The following is a 26,158-nucleotide window of genomic DNA, read 5'->3' as shown; positions in this document are numbered from 1 at the left end:
TTGATGTAAACCTAGCCAGCAGCAAACCTGATGAGCCGGGTATAATCGCCGCGGTCAGCTTCTCTCAGAGCCACAATATATTCAGCACGATGTTCGTCAGGTGAGACGAGTTCGCCGCCTGAGCTTCCCCATGAAAAATACCCACTCCCGAGGGCACGACGCAGTATGTCGCAATAAATTCGGGAATGCCTTCCATTTCCATTGGGAAAAGGGTGGATCCATACAATGTCTCTGTGAAGTCTCAGACAGATTTCATCGCGCGGATAGGTGTCGTTTTCAACCCAGTACGCTGCATTATCCAGGGTATCCCTGACACGCATTGAAATCATATAAGGCGGTGTATTCCCGATGTTGACCTCTCTGCGTCTAAGTTGCCCTGCCCATTCCCATGTTTTATCAAACATGTTTCGGTGTAGCTGAAGACAGAAATCCACCGTTAAGATCTGCTGGCAACTCAGCTTCTGACGGCTGAGGCGCGCTAATGCATTCTGAATGTTTGTTTTTTCAAATTGATTCAGGTCTTCCCGGGTAACGATATAATCGGGAAGTAAACCGGCCAGATCATCAGGGCTAAGTTCCGTCGCCCCTTCGGGTAGGCCATCATTGATGGTTTCGCTCATTATTCATCCCAGAAATCCCGAGGCCATTTTTGTAAGAGCTCGCTTTTAAGCTTGTCTTGTGTCGATTTTTGAAAAGCTGATGATGTGGGTTGCTGTTCCAGCGACATATGAATTTCAGTGTACTGAGTCAGGTATTTCGCTTTTTTTTCTGCCTGATGTTCCCGCAGATCTTCGAGTGTTTGTCCTTGTTTTGGCTGTAAAAAATATACCAGTTCACAATTCAGACCTTCCGCGACTTTCTCCAGAGTATTAAGGGTCAAAGTACCGTCGATCTCTCCTTTTTCGATCAACGAAATACGCGACTGGCTTAGCCCGCACCTCTCACCTAAAGCGCGTGTGCTCATTCCCAGTGTGGATCTGAGCAACTGCAACCAGCCTTTTTTAGGGCGTTTTACATTTCGCTCTGGCTTCATACTTTTTAAAAGATTATCTACCTGTTTGATTTTTAACTCTTTATCCCACATGAAGAAACCTTCTGATTGTATATTTACAATGAAATCATTGTATTTCAATATTAAATATACAATCAAAAAAGATAAAATCAATTGTATATATGCAATTGATTTACGTTTTTTCTATTGCCTATATACAATAAATTTCAACAAAAAAGGCCAGTCAGCATTCCCTGACTGGCCTTTTTGATCTAAACCGCACTTACCCTTTTTGACTCGCCCACCAGCTCAGCAGTTGCAGCGTTGAGGAGTAGTAATCGTCTTTCGGGGCCAGGTTCGGGCTGATCGCACCGGCATTGGCCATGGTGAAGTCGCGGATGGCCAGTAATCCCGGTGACATGTTGTAGCCCGCTTTGGTGCCGGTCATGACGTCAATCCAGGCCGGGGTCGCGGTGCGTGGCGATTTTTGCCACCACAGAATGAACGGGGCCAGCTGCGGGCTGCCCGGATGTGCCCAGCCGAGGTACAGCGGGATACGTATTGCGTCGTAACTGAAGCGGGTCGGCCAGCGGCTGGCGGGTTTCATGCTGCCATCGGCTTGCATATCAACCCAGTCAGTCGGCAGACGGAATTCACCGAAGGCCATTTTGCTGAGCATCGCGGTGCCGCTTTCATCCAGATCTTTCCATACCTTCAGGTGGCTGTGAGCGTAAAACGCTTTCCACGCCGGGAAGATGAAGTAGGACGCGTTGACGGTGACGTTGCTGGTTTGATTAAACCCGGTCACGCCCGGCAACATCACTTTGTAACCGGCGTAATCAATCACGTTGTATTTGATAAGCGCCGACTGCAATTTCTCTGAAGCCTTGGTATAGCGCGAATCACTCCATTTATCGCCCGCCAGCAGCAGCGCCCAGGCGATAAGCTGGTCACCGTCGGAGGCGTTATTTTTGTCGGCCACGTGGACGCTGTTATTCGGGTCATAGCGCCAGGAGTAAAGGCCAATGTCTTTGCGGTACAGCGTGTTGTTCGCCCATTGCCACAGTTTGTCGAAGGTCGCCTGATCGTCGTTAAAGACGGCCAGCAGCATGCTGAACCCCTGGCCTTCGGTGTGACTGACGTTTTTATTGGCGGTATCAATGATCCGGCCATCAGGCATCAGGAAACGACTTTTGAAGGCTGACCAGCCCTGATCCTGCGCCATTACTGCCGTGGTGAATAAAGAGAAAACCAGACCGAACCACAGCACCAGGCCGTAGCGTCGAAATGCCAACATAAAAATTCCTTACAAACCATTTTGATAACGGAAGACGAATGCGCCTTCGGGTGTACTTTCCTGCCAGCGCAGCGGAACGTAAGGCTGCCCGCCTTGCGCCTGCAACCATTGTGCATACAGCCCTTCAAACAGCGAAATCAGCGCGATGCGCCACAGTTCGTCGTTCTCGCCCTGAGGCGAAACCGGCCAGGCGATGTGCACCAGGGTGAGCTGCTGCTGGGTGGCTTCAATTTTCACCACGCCCCAGTCAAAGCGGCTGAGAAGGTGATTAATGTTTTCTTCCAGTTCGCCCAGCGTGGCGGAAACCGGTAACGCATGCTGACGCGCCAGATTGCCGCCCATCAGCGTGAGAAACCGGCGGCCATCCTCGTCGTCGGCGGAGGCCAGAATACCTGAAAATAGCACCTGCACCAGACTTTGCCAGCCCGGTGTGGTGTGACGCTGGCGGTAATAATCCTGCGCGACCTGAGTATAGTTCTGTTCCTGCATGGTTTTATTCCACCGGTTTAATTTTGGCCCATCAGATAGCGGAAGTAGACCTGCGCTTTGCTCTCGTTGTAATCACCGAAAGTATCGTAGCCAACCTGTCCGCCAATCTGCATGTTCTTGTTCAGATGATAGTTGCCGCCCACGCCCGCATTCCAGCCGATACCATTTTCGGTTTTACCGGAATAGTACGCTTCGGTGCCGTAGCCCGCGGCCACCAGGTCTTCCAGCTGTTTCTGCAAGTCCGGGTTGTTCGGGAAGTAGGCGCTCTTATCCTGAGAATAGGACTGATAACCCACAGAGCCGGACAATTTCAAATCCCAGTCGTCATACTTCTGAGTGTATTCCACCGGGAAGGAGACGCTGACGTAGTTCTGCGGGCTGAAGTAACCGCCCTGGCCGTAGCTGTAGTAGCTGAGGTTTTTGTCGAAATCCATGTAACCGACGTTGATGCCGGTTTTCAGCTCGCGGTCATCGTAACGATATGGACGAACGTACAACCCGGCGTTGGCGTTAACCGACTGGTTGCTCTTCACGTTATTACCCAGATAGCTGTAATAACCGGCACCGGCATAGAAACCGGCGTCGCCGTCATCATAGGAAAGATTGACGCTGCCGCCGTTTTTGGTGACCTGGCCCCACTCTTTTCCGCTGTAATTATCTTTGGTACCGACGTAAGACAGAATACTGTCGGTGATTGCGCGGCGTTCTGCGGTGACCGTCAGCGTGGTGAAGTCGGTCAGTTTTGGTGCCCATTGCACGCCACCGACCAGTGAGTTCAGATCCTGCCCGAGCGGCGTACTGCCCACATCGGCTTTATAGCTGTCACCGGTCAGTGCGGCGTTCACTTCTACACCGGTGGCTTTCTGATTACCGGCATCCGGGGCGGAATAGGTGGTCGGATCGGTACCCGTAATGGTGTTATAGGCCACGCACTGCGCCGAGGCCGCGTTGGTCGAACTACAGTTTGCGCTGGAATTGGTGGAAGCCGCCGCCTGCAGTTTGGCGAAAGTGCTGTAATCGGCGATGTTCAGACCTGCCGCTGTTGCCGCCGCTGCCACATCTTTCTGTGCAGACTGCGCCTGTGCCAGCGCCCCCTGACCAAATCGGGCATTGGCCGTACCGGCCGGGCTGCCTGCGCTGAGGGAAACCGGCGTAACGCCGATGCTCAGACGCGACGTATCGAACGGCACGAAGGCGAAAGTCATTGGCGCTTTGGCTTCGGTCAGCTGACTGAGGCCGCTTTCGCCGTCACGTCCACGGATCGACATCTCGCCCTGCGCCCAGGTCGCGGTTTTGCCCTGCAAATCGTCGAGCATGTCGTCGATCTGTTTTTCCGTTGCATTACGCTGCACCACGGCGGTTGGCGCAGCACCCGGTACCGGCACCGTGCTGTTAACCGAGGTCTGATCGGTTTGTTGCCACGGCAGTACCGTGCCATAAGTGGACTGGGTGGTGGAACGCGTGGTGCGCGTTGAACGGTTGATGAACGGATTGTCGGAAAGCTGCAATCCGGCGACCTGCGCCGAACCGTCTGCGCCTTCCAGACCGATCATCTTGCCCTTCGCGGAACGCAACAGCGCCATCGCCTGCTGGTGGTCGCCCTGCGCTTCGGCAACGCGGGCAGCCAGTAACAGGCGGTCCGGCGTGCGAGGGCCGGTCAGCCCATTCATCAGTTGCTGCGCGCGCGCCGTATCGCCTTCGCCCAGCGCGATATTGATCGCCCCCACGCGGGCATCCTGATTCGGTGTGTCGTTGGTCATCAGGTAGTTGTAGACCTGACCGGCCTGTTTGTTGAGCTTGCCGGACTGATACAGGCGTGCCATCGCCAGCATCAGATCGCGGTTTTGCGGGTCGGCCTGCAGGGCGACGATAAGCTTGTCGTAAGCCGCGGCATACTGGCCTTGTTCACGCAGCTGATCGGCCTGAGTGATGACGAAACCGTTGCGCAGATTCGCCAGCGCGGTCGGTGAGGTGCCGGACTGAATCTCCGGATTTTGCAGGAAGGCCTGGGCTTCGTTACTCAGCCCGGCCTGATTCAGCACCGTCACCTGATCGGCGTAATCCCCGGCGTTGCCTTTCACACCGTTGCGCATGTTCTGGCGCACCAGTTGTACCGCCAGCGGAAGCTGCCCGGTGGCGGCCAGATTTTTCGCCAGCGCACCGACGTCAGCCGGCGCGGAAGGCGGATTCTGCGCCAGTGCGCGTAAGGTGTTGGCGGCGGCCGCGCTGTTGCCCTGTTGCAGATAGTTCTCCGCATCGGCCATTTGCGCATTGAAGTTGGCGCGCTGCGCCAGTTCACGCATACCCTGATTCTGACTGCCACGCGGAATGCGCGAGAGCAGGGCGCTGGCGGTGGACCAGTTTTTGGTTTCGGAGGCAAATAAGGCGGCCGCGTAGAGATCGGCTGAAGACGCGCCGGGACGCGAAGACGGCGCCATGATGGATTGCGCCTGCGCGGTTTGCCCCTGCGATTGCAGGATGCGCGCCATATCCAGTTTCACCCAGACGTTTGAAGGCTGACGTTCCTGCGCCTGCTGAAGTAAATTCAGTGCCCGTTGCGGATCGTTATTCGCCACGGCCTGCGCCGCCTGACGGCGTAACGGCTCGATGACATCCGCCACTTTCGGCGGATTCATTTTGTTCTGAATATCCGCAGGCAGCGTTTTCAATACTTCGCTGGCTTCGGCAGATTTGTTCTGCTGACGCAGCACGTAGAACAGTCCGGCGCGGGCATCGGCATTGTCGCCAAGCGCGCTGTATTGCTGCTCGGCACCGGCCAGATCGCCTTTACGGCGCAGAATGTCGGCGCGCAGCAAACCGGCTGACTGACCTTTCTCGCCACCGACCTGGGTCAGCGGCGTGACCGCCGCCAGTGCGGCGTCGTAACTGCCGGAACCGGCTGCGTCTTTGGCTTTCGCCAGCTGGGCATAAAATGCCGAGTCCTGCGCCTGATTGCTCAGCTGTGCGCTGTTCGGGCCGCCCTGTGCGGCGGCTTTGCTAAGGTATTGCGAGGCGGCTTCGAAATCACCGCTGCGCTGCGCGATATACCCCAGACCGGCCAGTGCGTCGGCGTCGTTCGGATCGCCTGCCAGCACGCTTTCAAACTTGGCTTTGGCGTCGGTGACGTTGCCGCTGTTGAGCGCAGTAAAGCCCTGACCTTTGGCTGCGCCGCCGATATTTTTCTGGAAGTAGGCCATCACGCCGGTGTCATTGGGGTGACGCGCCTGATAGCCCTGATACAGGTCGCGATCGCTTTCCTGCGGTGCCATCCACAACAATGCCTGACGCAGTGACCGGTCGGCATCGCTGTTACTGCCCGCCAGCGTGCTCAGCAGTTTGATGCCATCGCGGCGCGACGATTCCTGATAAGTCAGCACTTTACCCAGCGCCAGACGCGCCTGAGTATCGTCCGGGCGTGAGGCTACGCGCTGCTGTAATCCCTGAATCGCCTGCGGCTGGAGCGACTTATCGCCCGCCATGGTCAGGTAATATTCGGTCGCCAGACTGTCGAGCGGCTGATTGCCGTTGAAGATGGTGCGGTAGGCCGAGAGCGAACCGCTGACGTTGCCCTGCGCGGCCATCTGGCGGGCAGAGGCGAGCTGCGCCGGAGGAATCGACTGCATGGCTTTGGCGCTGTTGAGCGAGGCCAGACGCGGATCGTCCGGTGAGGCAGCCGAGAGTTTTTCGCGCCATTGGTTCGCCGCCGTTTTGTCACCGCTCTGCATGGAGTACAGCGACATCAGGTACAGCGCCTGTGCGTTGTTCGGCTCGACCAGCAGCACTTTCTGCAAGGCGTCTTTTGCCAGATCGTCATGGGCACGTTCGTGCCAGTAAGCGGCCTGATCAAACAGCGCTTTCATGGCCGGATTGGTGGTGTCCGCCGCCAATGTGGCGGCACTGAAACTCACGGCTCCGGCGATCCCTACCAGATAAATAGCCCTGATCACCGCCAGGGACAGTTTATGTTTTTTCATTTTCCAGCTCCGGTAATCGCCAGGTTATAGCCGGGAGTAACGGCCACCTTTATTGTTCTTTTTCTTCGTTCGAGGCTTTTCATTTTTGACCCAGACGTTTGGCCGCGTGCCCGCGCAGAACGACGAACAGGCTCAGGCCCACCACCAGCGAAACCAGCGTGGCAATCAGCGACAGGATCACGATGTGCGTGCTGGCGTACCAGAGCACCATCATGTACCACGGCATTTGTCCGGTCGGGAATTGCTGGCCGACCGAGAAGCTGCGGATGCCGTTTTCATCGGTGATGATCGCCAGATCGCCACGCACGTTGGCGTTGATTTGTGGCGATTTGAGATCGTTGTGAATTTTCAGCAGTTGCTGATCGTCAGTTCCCGTGGCGACCACCACGACGTGATCGTTTGACCAGCGGGAGCGGAAGCTGACAAAGCCGCGCCATGCGCCGGTTGACGACAGATAACGGTCGGCATCCACCGGCTGGCGATACCAGTCGCCGGTCAGCCAGGCCACCATGCGCTGCACCTGCGTCGGTGTTTTCACGCCCATCGAGTTCGCATTGACGCCAAAGGGGGAATCGGCCAGCAGCTGCTGCGTGAAGGCGGCGTCGCCCAGCGTCGTGACAGCCAGAATATCGCGGTCAAACAGCGGGTTTCCCTGTTCATCACCCGACAGGCCAAAGGCAACCTGCACATGGCTCACCGGCACGCCGGTGGCTTTCCCTGCGCGCGCGGCGAGGTTCAGCAAGGTGTGAATTTCATCAGCGCTCGGTTGCGGTGGCAGCAACATCAGCGTGTCCGAGAAATCAGCCAGTTTGGAATACGGATAAGAAGCCCCCACGAAATACGACAGGTTCGGCAACTGTGCGAAATGGTAACTTCCGCTCAGGTCGATGAAGGATTTCGGATCGATGCGGCTCTTGATGTTGTCGCTGGTCAGAATGCTGCACGGCGCGTCTTTTTTCGGTTTGATGTCGAAATAGAACTGCAACTGGTTGTCGCCGTAAATCAGGTACGGCGCGAGCTGCATGGTGTAGCGTTCCTGACGACTGTCACCGCCGAGGCGACGCCAGAGGTTTTCCACCAGACCGACTTTGTTGACGGTCAGGCTGCGCAGGAAGTTGCTGTTGATGGACACATTGAGCCGTGAGGTGTCTTCATCGATCCAGTTTTCGGTCGGGAAGCGGTAATCAATGCGCACCGGAATATTGTGTCCGTCCCACATGAACAGATCCGGCGCAGCGCGGAACGCAACCTGAATACCATCGTGATAAATGCCGTTAGAAATCAGCGAATCCGGATCTTTACCCGCCAGTTCGCCCAGCGTGACCGGTCGCGACGTGTCTATCCAGCGTGGCGCATCGTAAGGTTTGCTCGACGGAATAGTTTGCTGCGCGACGTCCAGATGATCGGTGTTGTTCGGCATACCGCCGCTTATCAGACGGTAAGCCGCCTGGCGCAGCTGATTATCATCATTGCCCAGCACCAGCAGCAATTTGTAGACCGGATTGATCGGGTTATCGATGATTTGAATCGATGCACCACTGCTGGACGGCAGGGTAAGCGAACCGATTTTGTCCCCCGGTTTGCCAAACAGAATGCCGTTCTGATCGGGCAAATCGTTCAGGATCACCGGGAAATCCACGTCGCGATAATCGGATAACATGCCGAGATACGAAGACAACATCGCCGCTGCGCTGACATCTCCCGGTTTCATCGCCGAGGAGAAGCCCATGGTAATTTTAGATTCCTGCATTTGCAGGCTGTCGAAGAACGGGCGCGGGAAATTGCCCAGATTGCGGCCAATGTTCAGCTGCTGACCTTCCAGACCAATGCTGGTGGTAGGCAAAATCGTGACCCAATATTTGTCCGACTGATCTTTCTCGCAGGTCATGGTGTTGCTGTCATGCACGCGAAAGCTCAGGTTGTTGCTCGATACCACCATCGCTGACGGGACATCCAGTTCGTAGACATCGCCGCCGTTACTGCTCTGGTTGAGCGGCAGATTGCCCAGCGGCTGGCCGTTGAGCATCAGCTCCAGCGTGGTATCGCGGGCGATAAGCGCAGGAGAAATTTTCAGTGCCAGCGAAAGATGGGCGTTGGTCACCACTTCATCGGCAGGCAGGGTGAAGAGAATACCCGACTGTAACTGGCCGCCGCTGAGGGTCAGGCCGTTTGGCTGACCCATTTCGGCGACGGTCACGTTGCTGGTGACCGGCTGAACCAGCGGGATCACCGGGGCAGGCGCGGCGGCAGGATCGGCAGCCACAGCCGCAGCATTTGCCGACTCGCTGTTGTTGACCGGCGTGGTATCGGTCTGGGGCGCATATTCTGAGGGCACCGGCTGAGCCACTGGCGGCGCGGCGGTGTCGGCGGGTGCCGTTTGTTCGGGCATCACCGGCGCCGGGGGCAGCCACGAAGGGGCGGCGGGCAAACTGGTTGCCGGATCAACCGCCGCAGCGGGAGCGTCTTCAGCATGGGTAAACGGCAGGCTGCTGAAGGTCAGCAGCAGGCCGGTGGTGATTTTTCTGAAAAGGGACGTGCCAGGCACCGCAGACAAACGGCGTTTACTCATCGGTTTACGAGGTCGGTTCATGCTGCTTCACTCTTGCTGGTGGTTTCAGCGGGTGTATTTTTGCCGCGGCGTTCTTTCCAGGTGTTGTAGAACAATTCAAATACGCAGCGGATGATGCTGAGCAGCGATTTGAACGGGTTGTCTGGCGGGTATTCTTCACCAATCCAGGCATCCGCACGGCAGAGAACCACACGCACCAGTTCGCGGCGTTTAGACAGCGGCAGGTTTTCAAATTGCAGACGAATGCGCTCTTTGTTGCCGCTGATCTGCGTGACCGGGAAACTCTCCGCGCCAGATGAAAGCTGAATTTCCACTTCTTCAATTTCTTCTTCCAGATAACGCACATCCGGCGTCACCAGTTGCACGCCACCCATCGACATATCAATGGTGGTGGTGCGCAGAGAAATGCCATTGGCGTAATGAATGATGGCCGGGATCGCCACATCAATACGGATGGTTTTACGCACCTGACGGGTTTCTTTCGCGACGGCAATCGCCGCCAGCAGGATCAGAACGCTGAAACTGCCCCACGCCACGTTCAGCGCGATAACGTTGGGATCGATGGCAAAGTAGTTGTGGAACACCGCGCGCACCAGCCCGTAACCGATGCCGATAATCATCAGAATGGCGACGATCAGGTGAGGTTTGACGATGTTGAAGTCAAAGAAGCCGACGTCCAGTAAACCGCCTTTGTCGGTGACGTTAAACTTGCCGCGTTTTGGCGCGAACATGGTCACCAGCGTTGGCAGGATCAGGTGGAACGCCATCACGGTTTCGTAAATTTCACCCCAGAAGGTATAGCGGAAACGGCCATTCATGCGGGAGTTGATGTACAGCGACATCACCAGATGCGGCAGCGCATAAGCAAAAATCAGGCTGGCGGACGAGGAGATGATGTTCAGGTTGAACAGCAGGAACGCCAGCGGCGCGGTCAGGAACACCACGCGCGGCAGACCAAACTGGAAGTGCAGCATGGCGTTCAGGTAGCACAGACGCTGCTGCCATTTCAGACCACGGCCAAACAACGGGTTATCGACGCGGAAGATTTGCGTCATACCGCGCGCCCAGCGGGTACGCTGAATAACGTGCAGGCCGAGGCGCTCTGTTGCCAGACCCGCCGCCAGCGGGATATCCAGAAACGCGGTGTTCCAGCCACGACGCTGCATTTTCAACGCCGAGTGCGCATCTTCGGTGACGGTTTCCACCGCAAAGCCGCCGACTTCTTCCAGCGCCACGCGGCGGATCACGGCACAGGAACCGCAGAAGAACGTCGCGTTCCAGTTATCGTTACCTTGCTGAACCGGGCCGTAGAACAGCGCACCTTCGTTTGGCATGGTGCGGCCAGCGGAGAGGTTACGTTCGAACGGATCCGGTGAATAGAAGTAGTGCGGCGTCTGGATCAGGGCCAGACGCGGGTCTTTCAGGAAGCTGCCGACGGTGGCCTGTAAAAAGGCGCGGGTCGCAACGTGGTCGCAATCGAATACGCAAATCAGCTCGCCCTTGGTGAGTTTCATTGCGTGATTCAGGTTACCGGCTTTTGCATGGGCGTTATTGTCGCGGGTGATATATCCCACGCCTGCATCGGCGGAGAACACCGCAAATTCGTCGCGCTTGCCGTCATCGAGTACGTATATTTTGATTTTGTCTTTTGGATAATCGATGCACTGCGCCGCCAGAACGGTATCACGCACCACGTCCAGACTTTCGTTATACGAGGGAATATACACATCTACCGTTGGCCACAATGTGGTGTCATCCGGCAAAGGTTCGATGGTGCGTTTCAGCGGCCAGGTGGTTTGCAGATAACCCAGTAACAGAATAAGCCAGACATACAGCTCGGCGAGGAATAAGCCGACGCCTAAAATAGCTTCAATGGTGGAATTGAAATGCAGTGTTTCTGTGGCGCGCCAGTAAATATATCGCGTGGACATCATGACTGACATGATGACCATGACCACACTTATCCGGCGGCTTTTACTGATGCCCAGTAAAAATAAAAGACCAATACTGATCAGCCCGAAGATGTACTGCTTCTGGCTGTCCATTGGCGTGATGACGATAACTGCTGCCACCGGCAGCAGCAGAAGCACAAGCATGGAAAACAGGAATTTATTCATCGCTTTGGGATCGCTGTTATCAGTGACAGTTAATAACTGCCGGTTTTAGGCGCGGCGTGTAATTCACCATCACCGACTTTAATCCCTAAAATGGCGGCGACTTTTTTGCTGATCAGTTCAATATCAAACGCGGACGCTGATACCGGACTGAAATCAATAATAGATCGCTGAGAGGCATTCGCCTCCGGCACACATTCATCCCTGTGTATTGTGCCTAATAATCTTTCATTTAAACGCTGTTCGAAAAATTGCGTGACATCGCGACTTAATGTCCGGCGGGTGTCACTTTGGTTCACAACGTAATATTCCCCTTTCTTATTATTCAGCGGGGTGCCTATTAATTTGTTCTTTTCCATTAACGGCAGTAAAGACAATGACGCCGTATCTGCCAGCATGACCACAACATGTAAATCAGCAATGCTCTGCACGGCTTTTAATGCCGGGCTCGGGCCGGGAGGGAAATCCGCAATAATAATTAACCCCGGATAATTCAGGACGGTATTTAATCCACGCGGTAAAAAATGCGGATCGCTGGCTAACTGATGTTCAAACTCCAGCCGCTGATCTTCGCTCACTTCGCCATAGGGCAGCACAAACGTGTTCGACCCGGCTTTGAGAATAAACTGGCTCCAGTCGGATTCATTGCCTGACCCGGCGACAAAACCGCGGGTATCGGAAATAGGCACACCAAAATGGAGGCGCAGGGCATTCTGCACATCAAAATCGATGACCAGTACTTTGCTGCCGCTGCGGGCAAGCGAATAGGCCAGGTTGGAGGCCACCGTGGTTTTTCCAACCCCACCTTTCGGTGAACAAACGCAAACTAACGGCATGAGGCAATCATCTCTAACAAAGGTTGAAGCGGTGTGTCGCGATGCAGATAAGCGCCGGCAGGCTGAGGCGCCCGCTGTTTAAACATCTGTTTAAAACGCTGATCGGTATCGGCAGACGCCGCAGATGCGGGCACCACGTGCGCGGGTGCCGGGCTCTGTAATGGGGTTGAACGGATCACCGGTGCAGGCTGATACACCGGCGCTGCGGGTGCGGGTGCGGGCGCTGCGCTGGCCGGGGGCGCGGGTGGCTGACGCGGCGCTTGCGGCATGGCTTTGCGCAGGGAGTCGAGCAAACCTGAACCATTGTCCGGTATCACAGACTGCGCGTGCAGGGCAGGCGTCGAATGAACCGGAGGAGAATGCGGGGCCTGTGCCGGCGCGGGTGCCGGATGTTCAGGCACGGGCGGCAGAGTTTCACGCAGGGCATCGAGCAAACCAAAGCCCGCCGCCGGAGGATGGACTTCTGAAGACATAGGGCCGGCGTGTTCGGGCGCAGCGGAATCAGTCTGCGGCTGCAAATGCTGGGCATGCAGCGCTTCCAGCGCCGACTGTGGCGAGAATTCATCAGCAGAAATGGACTGTGGCGTGGGCTGCGTCGAGCGCCCGTTATCTAAGGGGCCACCCGGCGTCTGGCTGGCAGAAACCTGCTTGATCAAGGTCCATTGATTCATCGAACCGGTAATTGATTCTCCGGTCGATTTATCATTTAGCTCTTTGTAATCAAGCTGTTTAAGGTTGGTCTTATCCATAAAACGCTTAATGTCGTCATATTTGTTCATATATCCCGCCCGGTAGGATTATATTTTTGTGGGAATTATCTGGACGTCAAAGCGGCCAAGCAAGAAACGCTGTCAACCAAGCGAGAACTGCTAATAAAGAGTGTAAAAGGTTTAATTTTTTTGAAGTTTTTTTTGAGGATAAGATTAATCTTAATATATCAGTTCTTGTACAGCATGGAGCACTTTTTACAAAAATTAGGAATAGCACCATAAAAAACAATACCCTTATAACTGGCTGTCACAAAAGGTTTTTTGTTTTTTTTATCTGATTTTTTCTCTTATGTGAGAGTAAACGGTTGCATTTTGTGTGATGTGCAGCACAGAGATTGCATCAGGGACATTAAACTCAGAATTTTAATAACACCACTAATCATCGGGTTAATGCAGAGTGTAGGTTTTTCGTCAGTAAAATAACATAAAGTATTTCAGTGATAATTTCAGAGGTGCAAACACATTGTTTTTTATAGCCTAACGGCCCTGTTTTGCCTCGAAATAACACGATATAAGGTATACTGCGCTCTAATAGTGTTCCTGATAAGTAGAACGGAGCAAAACAGGTCGGCGGTTGATGGAGAACTAAGTTGCGGGTCAGGCGTTCATTAACAATCAAGCAGATGGCAGCCGTGTCGAGTGTGGCTGCGATAACTATTTGTATTTTCATCATTATCCAGTTGTTCCACTTTGTGCAACAACGGAGGGATGATTACGCCCAGCAGCTTGAAAATATCGCCCATTCTGTCCGCGAACCGCTGTCCCAGGCGGTGCTGGACGTCGATCTGGATGAAACGCAGGAGATCCTGAACACGCTGCAACCCGTCGGTATTCTCAGCCGTGCGGATGTGGTGATGCCCAATGAAATCGCAGCGCTGCACACCCATTTTCCGCCAGGCCGCCCGGTGCCGCAGTGGGTGTCCCGTGGATTCAATCTGCCCGTCACGATTTCCGTTCCTCTTTATTCCGCCGCGGCCAGCCCGAAAGACCCGAAACCCCTGGCGTACCTGGTCGTGCAGGCTGACTCCTACCGGATGTACCAGTTTATCGTCAGCGCGCTGTCCACCATGCTGACGACGTATCTGCTGCTGGCGCTGATCCTGACCATTTCCCTCAGCTGGATCATTAACCGGCTGATTGTCAAACCGGTACGCACTATCGCCCGCGAGCTGGAATCCCTGCCGGAAAGCGATGTGCCGTATCATCAGCTGACCATGCCTGCGCTTCACGAAGATGATGAAATCGGCATGCTGGTGCGCAGTTACAACCGCAATCAGCAGCACATGCAAAAATTGCAGCAAGAGATCAGCGATGCGCAGCCTCCCGCACAAGACTGCATCAGTAATGAAGAGCAGTTTATGTCGCGGCTGCAACACCGGTTGCACTCCACCGAGCCGGAAAAAGGGTTTCATCTGTTAATGATAGGTATCGAAAGCCTGCGTGATGACGGCCACGTCGATTGCCCGCTGGTGAGATCCATCATTGATGCACTGCCCGAGCACTGCTTACTGGCGCGCCTGAGCTATAACGAATTTGCTTTGCTGGCCGGCGACATTGTCCGGCCATTTATGGCGATGCGTCTCGCCCGTCATATTATGGAACGCATCAATGCACCGCAGGAAAGCGATGCAGGCAATATGTCGCTGCATCCGACGGGCAGTATCGGCATCGTTCAATATACCGGCGAGTTCCCGGCCACGGCGCAGCAGTTGATGGTCAATGCGCGGGCGGCACGGGTGTCGGCTTATCAGCAGGGTAAGAATCAAATTCTGTTCTTTGAGCCGGAGTTAACGGCAAAGATTCAGAAACGTTTGTTGCAGGAAAACGACATTCTGCACGCCATGGAGCAGAACGATTTCACGCTGTTTATCCAGCCGCAGGTAAATATGCGTACCCGCGCGGTAGTCGGTGCTGAAGCGCTGCTGCGCCGGAAAATGGCCGACGGCAGTTACGGGCTGGAAAGCGATTTCATTGTGCTTGCCGAAGAAATCGGCGTGATGAGCATGCTGGGCTACAAAATTCTTGAACTGGGCTGCGGCATCCTCGCTGACTGGCAGCGGCGGGGGATTAATTTGCCCCTGTCAGTGAATCTCTCCGGCGTTCAGGTGCAGCAACGCAATTTCCTGCCGGAACTGCGCAGTTTACTGAGCCGCTACAAAATCAATCCGGGACAGCTGGTGCTGGAAATCACCGAGACTGCGCGTATCGACGACCTCGATCGCGCACTGCTGTTACTGGGCGAACTGCGCGCCGTAGGGGTGTCGATTGAACTGGATGATTTCGGCCTTGGCTATTCGGGCCTCGAATATCTTAACCGCCTGCGTTCGCTGCCTATTGATGTTATTAAAATCGACCGCAGCTTTGTCGGCGCGCTGCCGCAGGACGATGTGATGGTCAACATTGTGGCCTCGATCGCCCGCGCGATGAACATCCAGCTGGTGGCTGAAGGTGTCGAGAATGAAGCGCAACGCCAGTGGTTACTTGAGCAAAACATTCTGTTAGGTCAGGGGTATTTATTCTCCGCGCCACTGTCGAAAGACGCCTTCGAACTGAAATTCTGCCAGCCTGACTGACCCTTCTGAAGGCAGGAAACCCGTTCCTGTCTGTCATTTTATCTGCTTTTTTTACTTACTCTCCGTCGGCTGAATGCTTTCAGCTCTGGTTTTTCATGACCCGTCTTTTCCGGAGGAAACAATATATTTCCATGATGTTGTGATGGTGTTATTTTTCGGCAGTCGCTCATTATCTGTACCCCTACAAAACAAAGGGCGACACTCTCACATCAGGATGGCGAGTCATGAAAAAATCTATCTTCAAAAGCCTTTATTTCCAGGTGCTTATGGCAATAACCCTGGGTGTCATGCTGGGTCATTTCTACCCTGACCTGGGCGCTCAAATGAAACCATTAGGTGATGGTTTTGTTAAGTTAATCAAGATGATCATCGCTCCGGTGATTTTCTGTACGGTAGTGACCGGCATCGCAGGCATGGAGAGCATGAAAGCGGTTGGCCGTACCGGTGCGATTGCACTGCTGTATTTCGAAATTGTCAGCACCCTGGCGCTGATTATCGGGCTGGTCATCGTGAATATCGTCCAGCCGGGCGCGGGGATGAACGTCGACCCTGCGGCTCTGGATGCCAAAGCGGTGGCAGTCTATGCCGAACAGGCACAAAGTCAGGGCATCATTCCTTTCCTGCTTGATGTGATCCCTTCCAGCGTGATTGGTGCATTTGCCAGCGGGAATATCCTGCAGGTGCTGTTGTTTGCCGTGCTGTTTGGTTTTGCGCTGCACCGTCTGGGCCATAAAGGACAGCTGATTTTCAACGTGATCGACAGCTTCTCGCAGGTCATCTTCGGCATCATCAATATGATCATGCGCCTGGCTCCGTTGGGGGCTTTCGGTGCGATGGCATTCACCATCGGTAAATACGGCGTGGGTTCTCTGGTGCAACTCGGCCAGTTGATCATCTGTTTCTACCTGACCTGCGTCTTGTTCGTGGTGGTGGTGCTCGGGCTAATCGCACGCTTCACCGGCTTTAGCATCTTCAAGTTTGTTAACTACATTAAAGAAGAGTTGCTGATCGTTCTGGGGACCTCATCTTCCGAGTCTGCGCTGCCGCGTATGCTGGATAAGATGGAGCGTCTGGGATGCAAGAAATCGGTGGTCGGGCTGGTGATCCCAACGGGGTATTCCTTCAACCTTGACGGCACTTCGATTTACCTGACCATGGCGGCCGTTTTCATCGCGCAGGCCACCAATACACATATGGATATCTGGCATCAGATTACCCTGATTGTGGTGCTGCTGTTGTCCTCCAAAGGGGCGGCGGGCGTGACCGGCAGTGGCTTCATCGTTCTGGCGGCAACCCTGTCGGCAGTCGGACATTTACCGGTTGCAGGTCTGGCGCTGATTTTAGGCATTGACCGCTTTATGTCGGAGGCGCGTGCGCTCACCAACCTGGTGGGTAATGGCGTGGCGACGATTGTGGTTGCGAAGTGGTGCGGACAGCTCGATGAAGGTCAGCTGAAAGCCACATTGAACGGTCAGAAGGGCCTGACGGAAGCGGAAAAGTCAGTTTCCGGTGCCTGATTGTTTCTGAATAATGGTGGATATGTGGGCATAAAACCCGCGTAAGCTTCCAAAAAAAGCATTTATTCGGCGTCATCTCCCCTAATATCCACCGGTTGCTTGATGTAACCGGTGGATTATCTTCATAATATGCCCCTCTTGTGCCGTCACCGGCGCTATTTCCGAGAATATTTTTGACGGATGCGCGACTTTGAGAAAAACCCGCGGTCTAACGAAGAGCTTTATTTTTTCGGGCTTTATTTTACGCATTCAGTTCCTGTGGGCCCGTCATCAGACACCGGCAGGACAGCACTCTGAAAATTGGATTGTCATTACGTAGGGGTTCACATGCAGGGCACCAAAATCCGTTTACTCATTGGTGGATTGCTGCTGGCAGCAGCCGCAAGTCATGTGCAGGCAGAAACATTACAACCCGACCCGGCCTGGCAGCAGGGCAAGTTAGAAAACGGGTTCACCTGGCAGCTTCTGACTACACCACAACGTCCGAGCGATCGTATTGAATTACGCCTGGTGGTTCGCACCGGGTCACTGGCAGAGTCAGCACAACAGTCTGGCTACACGCATTTCCTTCCTCGTCTGGCGTTAATGCATAGCGAAGGATTCAGCACGGCCCAACTCCAGTCTCTCTGGCAGCAGAGCATTAACCCGCAACGGCCATTGCCGCCGGCGGTCAGCTCTTACGATTTCACCATGTACAACCTGAGTCTTCCCAATAACCGCCCGGATCTGCTGAAAGACGCATTGAACTGGCTGGCGAACACTGCGGGGAAAGTCTCGGTGACACCCGAACTGGTGAGCGCCGCGCGTCAGGAGTCACGGGATCCGGTGGGGTCGCTGCCGCAAAATACCCAGGACGCCTTCTGGCGCGCCCGCATCACCGGCTCCACTCTGGTCGGGCATAATCCGGATCAGCTGCCGACCAAACCCATCAACATAGACTCCCTCATCAAGTTTTATCATCAGTGGTATACGCCAGATGTGATGACATTATTCGTTGTCGGTAACGTGGATGGCCGCGGGCTCAGCGAACAAATTAACCGGACCTTCTCACCGCTCAAAGGTAGCCGCCAGACGCCGCAAACGTTGCCGACGCTGTCTGAAGTGACCATGAAATCCATGACATTGATGGACGACAATCTGACGCAAGATCGTTTGTCATTAATGTGGGACAGCGCGTGGCAGCCGATTCAGGATTCTCAGGCACTGGCGTCTTACTGGCGCAGTGATTTGGCGCGTGAAGCCTTGTTCTGGCATTTACAGGAAGCGCTGAAATCCTCTTTCGAGAATAAGAAAGACGCAGCCACACCGGGGCCGGGCTTAGGCTTTGACTGTAACGTGCAGTTCCAGCGTGCGCAGTGCGCCATTCGTATTGAAGCACCTCAGGCCAAACTTGCGGAGTTGTTTAAACGTCTTTCCGATGAGTTGCTGGTGGTGCGTGATAAAGGCATCTCACAATCTGAATTCGATGCACTGATTGCCCAGAAAAAAGATCAGCTGAGCAAGCTGTTCGCCACCTATGCCCGCACGGACACCGACGTACTGATGAGTCAGCGCCTGCGTTCACAGCAAAACGGTGTTGTAGACATCGCGCCGGAGCAATACCAGCAATTGCGTCAGGAATTCCTCTCAACGCTGACCTTACCGGTAATGAATCAGGAGCTTAAACAGCAACTGTCACGTGAGCCGGCTTTAGTCCTGGCACAGCCGAAAGGTGAACCGGAGGTCAATGCCGGGGAACTGAGGGCGATTTATGACAAGATTATGGCGCCAGCAGAAGCCAGCCCGGCGGGAGAGGCTGTCGTCACTGAGACACCGGTAGCCGCGGCGCAATAAGGGTTGACCCTTATTGATCTTTTTAAACATGATCGAGAATATTTCGGTTTCGCGTGCGGTGATGGTTTAACGCCCCGCGCCGAAACTCACCAAAGGAGGGAAACGCTTTCCCTCCTTTGGATCCCTCCTCGCTTTATCGGTTCTGGCGCGACATGTTAAGTGAGCACAGCACTTAAAAAACCGACACTTTCACAGTCTTGCTGCCCGGTCTTCATTGCAGGTGAAAAACTGCCCTTATGCCCGCTCAGGCATAAACTCCATCGGAATGATCGCCCCGCGATGCTGAATCACGGTGCTTGCTGTTTCATGCCCGCGTACAGCGGCTTCCACTGCGCTTCCGCCGGTCAGGCGCACGGCCAGGTAGCCTGCGCTGAAGGAGTCACCGGCTGCCGTAGTATCCACCACTTTCTCTTTCGGTAATTTCACGGCGGGCACATCGTGCAACTCGCCTTCCGCGCTGGACACGATGCAGCTGTCTGCGCCGCGTTTCACCACCACTTCGCTGACGCCCAGTGCGTGCGTGCGGGCAATAACGTCTTCATAAGGTTTTTCACCCCACAACATGTCTTCATCATCGAGCGTCAGGAAGGCGATATCGGTGCAGGAAAGCATGGCGTTGTAGGCGGATTGCGTCTGTTCTTTGCTGGCCCACAGACGCGGACGGTAGTTGTTGTCGAAAATGACCTTACCGCCGCGTGCACGGCAGGCTTTCAGCAGGGTCATCAGGCGGTCGCGGCTTGGGTCATTGAGGATCGCCAGGCTGATGCCGCTCAGGTAGAGATAATCGAATTTCGCCAGTGCCTGACAAATCTCTTCAGACTGCGGGCTGTCCAGCCAGTAACGCGCTGCGGCGTCGTTGCGCCAGTAGTAGAAAGTGCGCTCGCCGGAGTCATCCGTCTCAATCACGTACAGGCCAGGCAGTTTGTTTTCCAGACGCTGGGTCAGATCGGTATGAACCCCTTCCTGCTGCCACGCCTGCAGCATCTCATTACTGAAACTGTCATTGCCCAGCGCCGTCACGTAATGCACGTTCAGCGCATCAGGAGACACCTGGCGGGCGATATACACAGACGTATTCAGCGTATCGCCACCAAAACCACGATGAAGGGCATCGCCTTTTTGTGACAATTCGATCATGCATTCGCCGATAACGGCAATGTTTTTACGAGTCATTTTACCTGGCCTATGTCTGAAGCATTAAAACGAAAGAGAAGAAAAGTCCGTCATTATTGCGCTCTAGTCTCTTCATAAGAATGCGGTCAGTCAATTAAATTAAAACGAGGTTTTATTTTTTACGAGGAAGATCGAAAAAAGGGATGCAAGCGATATGAAAGTGGAAGCCGCGGGGCTTCCATCTGATGTCAGGGTAAAGACGTGTTATTTAGCTTCGTTACGCAGTTCGGTCACCGGACGCCCTCCCAGCCCCCAGTTATCCGTATCGATTTCATCGATGATCACCGTCGTTGTCGCCGGATTTTTCCCCAGCGTATCGACCAGCAACTGCGTCACGCCTGCGATCAGCGCTTTTTTCTGTTCGGCGGTCGCGCCATCGCGGGTGATTTTGATGTTTACATAAGGCATTTTTTCTCTCCGTCTCGGGAAGGTGGGGTTAATGACGTGTTAAACGACCTCCAATGTAGAGCCTGTACAAAAGAACTTCCAGCGCGCAATGAGGGATTTACAGGCAAGAAGAGGGAGGGAAATACGGAGTGATTAAAGTTTCTGCGCGCTGCGCCGATAGATATCTCTACAAAAGAAAGCCAGGAAATCGAACTACCTTGTCGACACGTCATACATCGTAGTCGCGGAAGACATGTTGCCGCATGTCCCTGATTATCTGACTCTTATTCATGACGGCAGAAAAATATGATAACTAAGATGATGTTAGGGCTGATTACGCCTTCTTTTACCGCGCTTGAGCGCGTAAAAGCACAGTCATACTGGCGTCAATGTCAGAGAGTGTACCGTTTTCAGCCCATTTACCGTACAACTGGAAAATTACTGGGTATTGAATTGCTGACCGGCATTTTCCACCCGGCCCAGCCGCAGAAATTTATTTCGCCTGAGCATTACTTCGTCGCGATCGCCGTAGGCAAACGCCTGCAAATCGTGCAGGAGCAGCTCGATCTTTTGCAGCGCTGGCAGCGCTTGTTCATTGATAACGGCCTGCTGGCGTCCATTAACGTCGATGGTCAGGTGCTGGAGATGCTGCAATCGGAGTCCTCTTTGCGCGCGCAAATCAGTGCGATGCCTTACGTCCGGTTTGAGCTGGTCGAAAGTGCTGAAAATGCGCTGAGTATTCCGCTGTCGCAAATCGAGCAGTCCGATCGCCTGTGGCTGGATGATTTTGGTCAGGGTATCGCAAACTTCTCGTCTTTCACGACCTGGCATTACGAGTACATTAAAATCGCCCGCGACCTGTTTATTCTGCTGTGCCAGAGCGAAGAGGGCTCGCGACTCTTCTATACGCTGGTGACGCTGATGAACCGCTACAGCAAGGGCGTGATTATTGAAGGCGTGGAAACTGCCGCCGAATGGGCGATGGTGCGCCAGTCTGATGCGCTGGCGGCGCAGGGGTACTACCTGGCGCGTCCGGCCACTTTCGACGGGCTGGATAATCTGCCAATACATTTCGAAGAATAATGAATCACACCAAACTTTGTACAGGCAAGTCTCAAAATGCCGGACGGGTTGCAGTGGTGTGATACATTGTTATCGCCTTGATTTTATTTGATTTATGCCTTTCTCTTTCTTCCGCACCTCTCCGTTTCTTCTGCACCGTTTCAGGCAAGCTGAGGCGAATTCAACTATGTTTAAACTCTGGAATTCGTTAACTGTCTGAAAGGAACCCGTTTATGACGCGCACAGGTAAGGTGATCTCGTGGATTGCCGGTGTGATTATTATTCTGCTGATCGCCATCGTTATTTTCATCGCGATGTTTGACTGGAATCGCCTCAAACCTACGATCAATCAAAAAGTCAGCGCTGAGCTGAACCGTACGTTCGCGATCCGTGGCGATTTGGGTGTGGACTGGTCACGCCAGAAAGACGAGGCGGGCTGGCGTGCGTGGGTTCCGTGGCCGCACATCCATGCCGAAGACATTGTGCTGGGGAATCCCGCAGATGTGCAGGGCGGTGAGAAAGATGCGCAGATGGTGAAACTTGCCCGCGTAGATGCCAGCATCGCGCCGCTGGCGTTACTGCATAAAGAAGTGCTGATCCCGAGGATTTGGCTGAAACAGCCGGATGCCTCGCTGCTGCGTTTAGCCAACGGCAAAAATAACTGGACGTTCAATCTTGCCAACAGTGATCAGAAAGACCCGGCACAGCCACCGTCAGCCTGGTCGTTTACCCTCAACGACATCGTCTTTGATCGCGGGCAGATTGATTACAAAGATGCCGTGATGAAAGCCGATTTCCGCGCAGTGATTGATCCGCTGGGCAAACCATTGCCGTTCACCGAAGTTACCGGCGATAAAAAAGACGCACCGAAAAGCAAAACGCCGCCGTTCGTGTTCGGCTGGAAAGTGGACGGCAAATACAACGGTGAATCGCTCTCCGGCAGCGGGAAAATCGGCGGGATGCTGGCGCTGAAAGACGCAGATGCGTTGTTCCCGTTACAGGCAGACGTCCGCTCCGGGAATACCCGCGTGGCCGTCGCCGGGACACTGCAGGATCCGATGAACCTCGGCGGTCTGGATTTACGCCTGAAGTTCTCCGGCCAGACGCTGTCTGATTTGTATGGCCTCACCGGCGTGCTCTTACCGCAAACGCCGCCGTATTCCACTGATGGTCATTTATCGGCGACGTTGCACGATAAAAATGGCGCAATTTATCGTTATCAAAACTTTAACGGTGAAATTGGCGACAGCGACATCCACGGTTCCCTGACTTATCAGGCGAGTAAGCCGCGTCCGAAACTGACCGGCGAAGTGGTGTCTAAACAGCTGCGCTTTGCCGATCTGGCACCGCTCATCGGGGCCGATTCCAATAAAGAGAAAGCGAAACGCGGTGAGACGACGCGTCAGCCTTCTGACAAAGTGCTGCCGGTCGAGAAGTTCGATACCAAATCCTGGGGCGCGATGGATGCTGACGTGAAGTTCAGCGCAAAACGCATTGAACATGGCGAATCTCTGCCGCTCAGCGATTTGAGTACCCATCTGAAACTTAACAACAGCGTTATCCTGCTCGACCCGCTGCGCTTCGGTGTGGCGGGCGGTAATCTCAATTCCACCATCAGGCTGGAAGGGGATAAATCGCCGATGCGGGCGCGTGCAGATCTGCATGCCCGCCATCTGAAACTGAAACAGCTGCTGCCAAAAATGGAATCCATGGAGCGCAGTCTGGGGGATCTGAACGGTGATGCGACGCTCACCGGTACCGGTAATTCCGTCGCCGCGCTGCTGGGCACCAGCAACGGTGATATGAAAATCCTGATAAACGACGGCGTAGTCAGCCGCAGCCTGATGGAACTGGCGGGGCTGAACGTGGGGAATTATCTGGTCGGAAAACTGTTCGGCGATGACGAAGTGGCTATTAACTGCGCTGCGGCCAACGTCAACATCAAAAACGGGCTGGTGACGCCACGTCTGTTCGTGTTCGACACCGAGAATGCGGTGATCACCATCACCGGCAGCACCAATATGGCCACCGAGCGTCTGGATCTGACCATCGACCCGGAAAGTAAGGGCCTGCGCGTGCTGACCTTGCGTTCACCGCTGTACGTGCGCGGGACCTATAAAAATCCGGATGCGGGTGTCAAACCGGGGCCGCTGATTGCCCGTGGCGCCGCGGCCGTCGCTCTCGGGGCCGTCGTTGCCCCGGCGGCTGCCCTGCTGGCGCTGATTTCCCCAAGCGACAGCGCAGAAAACCAGTGCGGCCCGATATTGCAGCAAATGAAAGAGAAGTGATGTTAATAAAGGGGCGATATCAGCAACCCTGGCGCAGCCTGTTCCGCTGCTGCCAGGTTGCCAACGCAGGTTGCCGGAAATTATCGCGTTTCGGCATGTCTCCCGCGCTGTTTATCTGAATCACTGAGGCACAGGATCCAGCACCTTGCAGTCATGGTCCTGGATCTCCTCGGTCGAGGCGTTATTGAGTTTCAGTAAGTCACGCTCGCTTGCCAGCAGCAGGTAATCGCCGCCTTGCAGGCTGACCATCGCCATACCGAAATGCCCCATCTTTTTGTCGGCGCCCGGCACGCCAGCGGCCAGAATGCGGAAAGCCCCTCGCTGATTCAGCTCAGAGGGGGTGACTTTGCGTGCCAGATAGGTGTGGCCGAGCAGTTGATCAGGCAGTGTCTGCCAGTCGTATCCGAGCTGCGCGCTGTCTTTAATCAGCGTGGCTTTGACCTGTGGCAGCAGACAGGAAATATGGATGTGCAGCTGGTTCTGCGACCGTCCGTATTGTGAGTTGATTGCCAGAGAGACATTACTGTCGTCGATCGGTTTTCCGTATTTCTCCGCCATAAAATGCCGCGCACTCCAGGCCTGACTGAAGAAATTCGGCGTGGCCGGTTCCAGCAGTGCCGGGCTTTCCATGCCGGTGATCCGCGCACTGGGCATCAGTAAATACTGCAACGGGCCGTTCAAATCTTTCAGTACCACAAATCCCTGCTGTTCATCGACCTGCGCACAAGGCGCGGGTTTTCCGCTGCTGCGCTGATTAGGCACGCATTTCTGACTGATGATATTCCACAGGGCATTGGGATTTGAGGTGTGAGGCCAGAAGAACCAGAAAGCGGCGGCAATCACGATAAGCAGAAGCAGGGCAGGCAGGATCAATCGTCGTAAGCGCATAAGAAACCTTCGCAGAAGGCACCGTGCCGGGCGCATACCGGGCACGGTGTCCAGGTCAGTTACAGTGACTGATGGGCGGTTTCTTTGGACAGCAGCAGCGCAATTAACGTCAGCGTTGCCATAAAGGCCAGATAAACGCCCACATAGAACAACCCGTAATGGGTTGCCAGCCAGGTGGCGATGTACGGCGCAACGGACGCACCCAGTATCGAAGACACATTATAGGAGAAGGATGCGCCGGTATAGCGAACTTCTGTCGGGAACAGTTCCGGCAGCAAAGCCCCCATCGGGCCGAAAGTCAGGCCCATCACCATGAATCCGCACAGCAGGAACACCATCACCAGTGCCTGCGAGCCGGAACCCAGAATCGTCGGGAAGCTCAGCGCGAAAACAATCATCAGCAGCGTAATGCAAATCATGGTTTTGCGACGGCCAAATTTGTCAGCCAGCTGGCCGGCAATCGGCACCATCACGCCGAATCCGATCACGCCAAGCATCAGCATCAGCAGGAACTCATTACGCGGAATGCCCAACCCGACAGGTTTTGCGGCAGTGCCGTAACCGAGTGAATACACGGTCATGATGTAGAACAGCGTGTAAGTTGCCACCATGATGAAAGTGCCGAGGATCGTCGCTTTTTTGTATTGAGTGAACAGCGTGCCGATAGGCACTTTCACCTGTTTACCGGCTTTGGCGATTTTCGCGAACACCGGCGTTTCATGCAGCGAAACGCGAACGTACAGACCGACCAGTACCAGCACGGCGGAGAGCAGGAACGGCACGCGCCAGCCCCAGGAAATGAACTGTTCGTCAGTCAGCAGCCACGACAGCAGCAGGAACATGCCGTTAGCAAAGAAGAAACCGATCGGCGCGCCGAGTTGGGGGAAAGAGCCGTAGAGCGCGCGTTTTTTCGGTGGCGCATTCTCGGTGGCGAGTAATGCCGCACCGCCCCATTCTCCGCCCAGCCCCAGACCCTGACCAAAGCGCGCCAGTGCCAGCAACATCGGTGCGAACACGCCAATGGTGGCGTAAGTCGGCAACAGGCCGATGACCACCGTGGACACGCCCATGGTCAGCAATGAGGCCACCAGCGTGACCTTACGGCCAACGCGGTCGCCGAAGTGACCAAACAGCGCAGAGCCGATCGGACGTGCAATAAAGGCGATGGCAAAAGTAGCGAGTGACTGTAGCGTGGCGGCCGTCGGGTCGCCCTGCGGGAAGAAGATATGCGGGAACACAATGACGGCGGCGGTCGCGTAGATGTAAAAGTCGAAAAATTCGATGGCCGTACCGATTAGCGATGCCACGATGACTTTGCCGCGGGAGTTCTGACTCACCAGGTGCGCGTCAGCTTCTAATTCTGGAGTGATAGTGGCTTGCATAAGTGTTTCTTATTT

18 protein-coding genes are annotated in these 26,158 nt (G+C 54.7%); 5 read left to right on the top strand and 13 right to left on the bottom strand.

What is annotated here, in order from left to right; genetic code table 11:
- Positions 1-11: 11 nt before the first annotated feature.
- The 9 genes from ACQZQY_RS04365 to ACQZQY_RS04325 all read right to left on the bottom strand — a co-directional run bounded on the left by ACQZQY_RS04365 (position 12) and on the right by ACQZQY_RS04325 (position 13,049).
- Entirely contained in the window at positions 12-620 is a 609-nt protein-coding gene (locus ACQZQY_RS04365) for a mobile mystery protein B (RefSeq protein WP_056775734.1), read from the bottom strand.
- Entirely contained in the window at positions 620-1,084 is a 465-nt protein-coding gene (locus ACQZQY_RS04360; RefSeq protein ID WP_431296675.1) for a mobile mystery protein A, read from the bottom strand. Before ACQZQY_RS04360 ends, ACQZQY_RS04365 begins: the two co-directional genes overlap by 1 nt.
- 190 nt (positions 1,085-1,274) lie before the next feature.
- A complete protein-coding gene (locus ACQZQY_RS04355; RefSeq protein ID WP_056775728.1) occupies positions 1,275-2,288 on the bottom strand; it encodes a glycosyl hydrolase family 8 in 1,014 nt (337 codons plus the stop codon).
- A gap of 9 nt (positions 2,289-2,297) precedes the next feature.
- The gene (gene bcsD / locus ACQZQY_RS04350) at positions 2,298-2,777 is read right to left on the bottom strand and encodes a cellulose biosynthesis protein BcsD (protein ID WP_122097210.1); all 480 of its coding nucleotides are present in this window, start codon (positions 2,775-2,777) and stop codon (positions 2,298-2,300) included.
- Positions 2,778-2,794: 17 nt separating this feature from the next.
- Positions 2,795-6,751, bottom strand: a complete 3,957-nt coding sequence (locus ACQZQY_RS04345) for a cellulose synthase subunit BcsC-related outer membrane protein (protein WP_431296674.1) — start codon at positions 6,749-6,751, stop codon at positions 2,795-2,797.
- 79 nt (positions 6,752-6,830) lie between these two features.
- Positions 6,831-9,341 carry a cellulose biosynthesis cyclic di-GMP-binding regulatory protein BcsB gene (bcsB, locus tag ACQZQY_RS04340; protein WP_414070288.1) on the bottom strand — a complete coding sequence of 837 codons (2,511 nt, stop codon included), beginning with the start codon at positions 9,339-9,341 and terminating at the stop codon, positions 6,831-6,833.
- Entirely contained in the window at positions 9,338-11,437 is a 2,100-nt protein-coding gene (gene bcsA, locus ACQZQY_RS04335) for a UDP-forming cellulose synthase catalytic subunit (protein ID WP_431296673.1), read from the bottom strand. Before bcsA ends, bcsB begins: the two co-directional genes overlap by 4 nt.
- Positions 11,438-11,466: 29 nt before the next feature.
- Positions 11,467-12,270 (bottom strand): cellulose biosynthesis protein BcsQ, encoded by an 804-nt coding sequence (gene bcsQ, locus ACQZQY_RS04330; protein ID WP_056775717.1) that lies wholly within the window; start codon positions 12,268-12,270, stop codon positions 11,467-11,469.
- Positions 12,261-13,049: a hypothetical protein gene (locus ACQZQY_RS04325; RefSeq protein ID WP_431296672.1), complete on the bottom strand. Its 789-nt coding sequence runs from the start codon at positions 13,047-13,049 to the stop codon at positions 12,261-12,263. Before ACQZQY_RS04325 ends, bcsQ begins: the two co-directional genes overlap by 10 nt.
- A gap of 581 nt (positions 13,050-13,630) precedes the next feature.
- Between ACQZQY_RS04325 and hmsP the strand changes: the two genes are divergently transcribed.
- The 3 genes from hmsP (at position 13,631) to ACQZQY_RS04310 (ending at position 18,963) form a co-directional block, all read left to right on the top strand.
- A complete protein-coding gene (gene hmsP / locus ACQZQY_RS04320) occupies positions 13,631-15,613 on the top strand; it encodes a biofilm formation regulator HmsP (protein WP_056775711.1) in 1,983 nt (660 codons plus the stop codon).
- A gap of 224 nt (positions 15,614-15,837) precedes the next feature.
- Positions 15,838-17,130, top strand: a complete 1,293-nt coding sequence (locus ACQZQY_RS04315; protein WP_136375768.1) for a dicarboxylate/amino acid:cation symporter — start codon at positions 15,838-15,840, stop codon at positions 17,128-17,130.
- A 327-nt stretch (positions 17,131-17,457) separates the two neighbouring features.
- Positions 17,458-18,963 (top strand): M16 family metallopeptidase, encoded by a 1,506-nt coding sequence (locus ACQZQY_RS04310; protein ID WP_431296671.1) that lies wholly within the window; start codon positions 17,458-17,460, stop codon positions 18,961-18,963.
- A 234-nt stretch (positions 18,964-19,197) separates the two neighbouring features.
- Here ACQZQY_RS04310 and ACQZQY_RS04305 read toward each other — a convergent pair whose 3' ends face one another.
- Together ACQZQY_RS04305 and ACQZQY_RS04300 are read right to left on the bottom strand one after the other, a co-directional pair.
- Positions 19,198-20,136, bottom strand: a complete 939-nt coding sequence (locus ACQZQY_RS04305) for a sugar kinase (protein ID WP_431296670.1) — start codon at positions 20,134-20,136, stop codon at positions 19,198-19,200.
- Between the two features lie 204 nt (positions 20,137-20,340).
- A complete protein-coding gene (locus tag ACQZQY_RS04300) occupies positions 20,341-20,577 on the bottom strand; it encodes a 4-oxalocrotonate tautomerase family protein (protein WP_305775608.1) in 237 nt (78 codons plus the stop codon).
- Between the two features lie 252 nt (positions 20,578-20,829).
- Here ACQZQY_RS04300 and pdeH point away from each other — a divergent pair, with 252 nt between their 5' ends.
- Positions 20,830-21,606 (top strand): cyclic-guanylate-specific phosphodiesterase, encoded by a 777-nt coding sequence (pdeH, locus tag ACQZQY_RS04295; RefSeq protein WP_431296669.1) that lies wholly within the window; start codon positions 20,830-20,832, stop codon positions 21,604-21,606.
- Positions 21,607-21,818: 212 nt separating this feature from the next.
- Complete coding sequence (locus ACQZQY_RS04290; RefSeq protein ID WP_056775698.1) at positions 21,819-23,873, top strand: AsmA family protein; 2,055 nt, start codon at positions 21,819-21,821, stop codon at positions 23,871-23,873.
- A 120-nt stretch (positions 23,874-23,993) separates the two neighbouring features.
- On the opposite strand, the gene ACQZQY_RS04285 is transcribed toward ACQZQY_RS04290, so the two are convergent.
- Both ACQZQY_RS04285 and ACQZQY_RS04280 read right to left on the bottom strand, forming a co-directional pair.
- Positions 23,994-24,761 carry a CDP-diacylglycerol diphosphatase gene (locus ACQZQY_RS04285; protein WP_056775696.1) on the bottom strand — a complete coding sequence of 256 codons (768 nt, stop codon included), beginning with the start codon at positions 24,759-24,761 and terminating at the stop codon, positions 23,994-23,996.
- A gap of 59 nt (positions 24,762-24,820) precedes the next feature.
- The gene (locus ACQZQY_RS04280) at positions 24,821-26,143 is read right to left on the bottom strand and encodes an MFS transporter (RefSeq protein WP_056775693.1); all 1,323 of its coding nucleotides are present in this window, start codon (positions 26,141-26,143) and stop codon (positions 24,821-24,823) included.
- Positions 26,144-26,158 lie beyond the last annotated feature (15 nt).

It is taken from the genome of Rahnella sp. PAMC25559, assembly GCF_050632365.1.
Classification (GTDB): domain Bacteria; phylum Pseudomonadota; class Gammaproteobacteria; order Enterobacterales; family Enterobacteriaceae; genus Rahnella; species Rahnella rivi.
The sequence above is the reverse complement of the archived record's forward strand: the minus strand, read 5'-3'. Positions and strand labels throughout refer to the sequence as shown.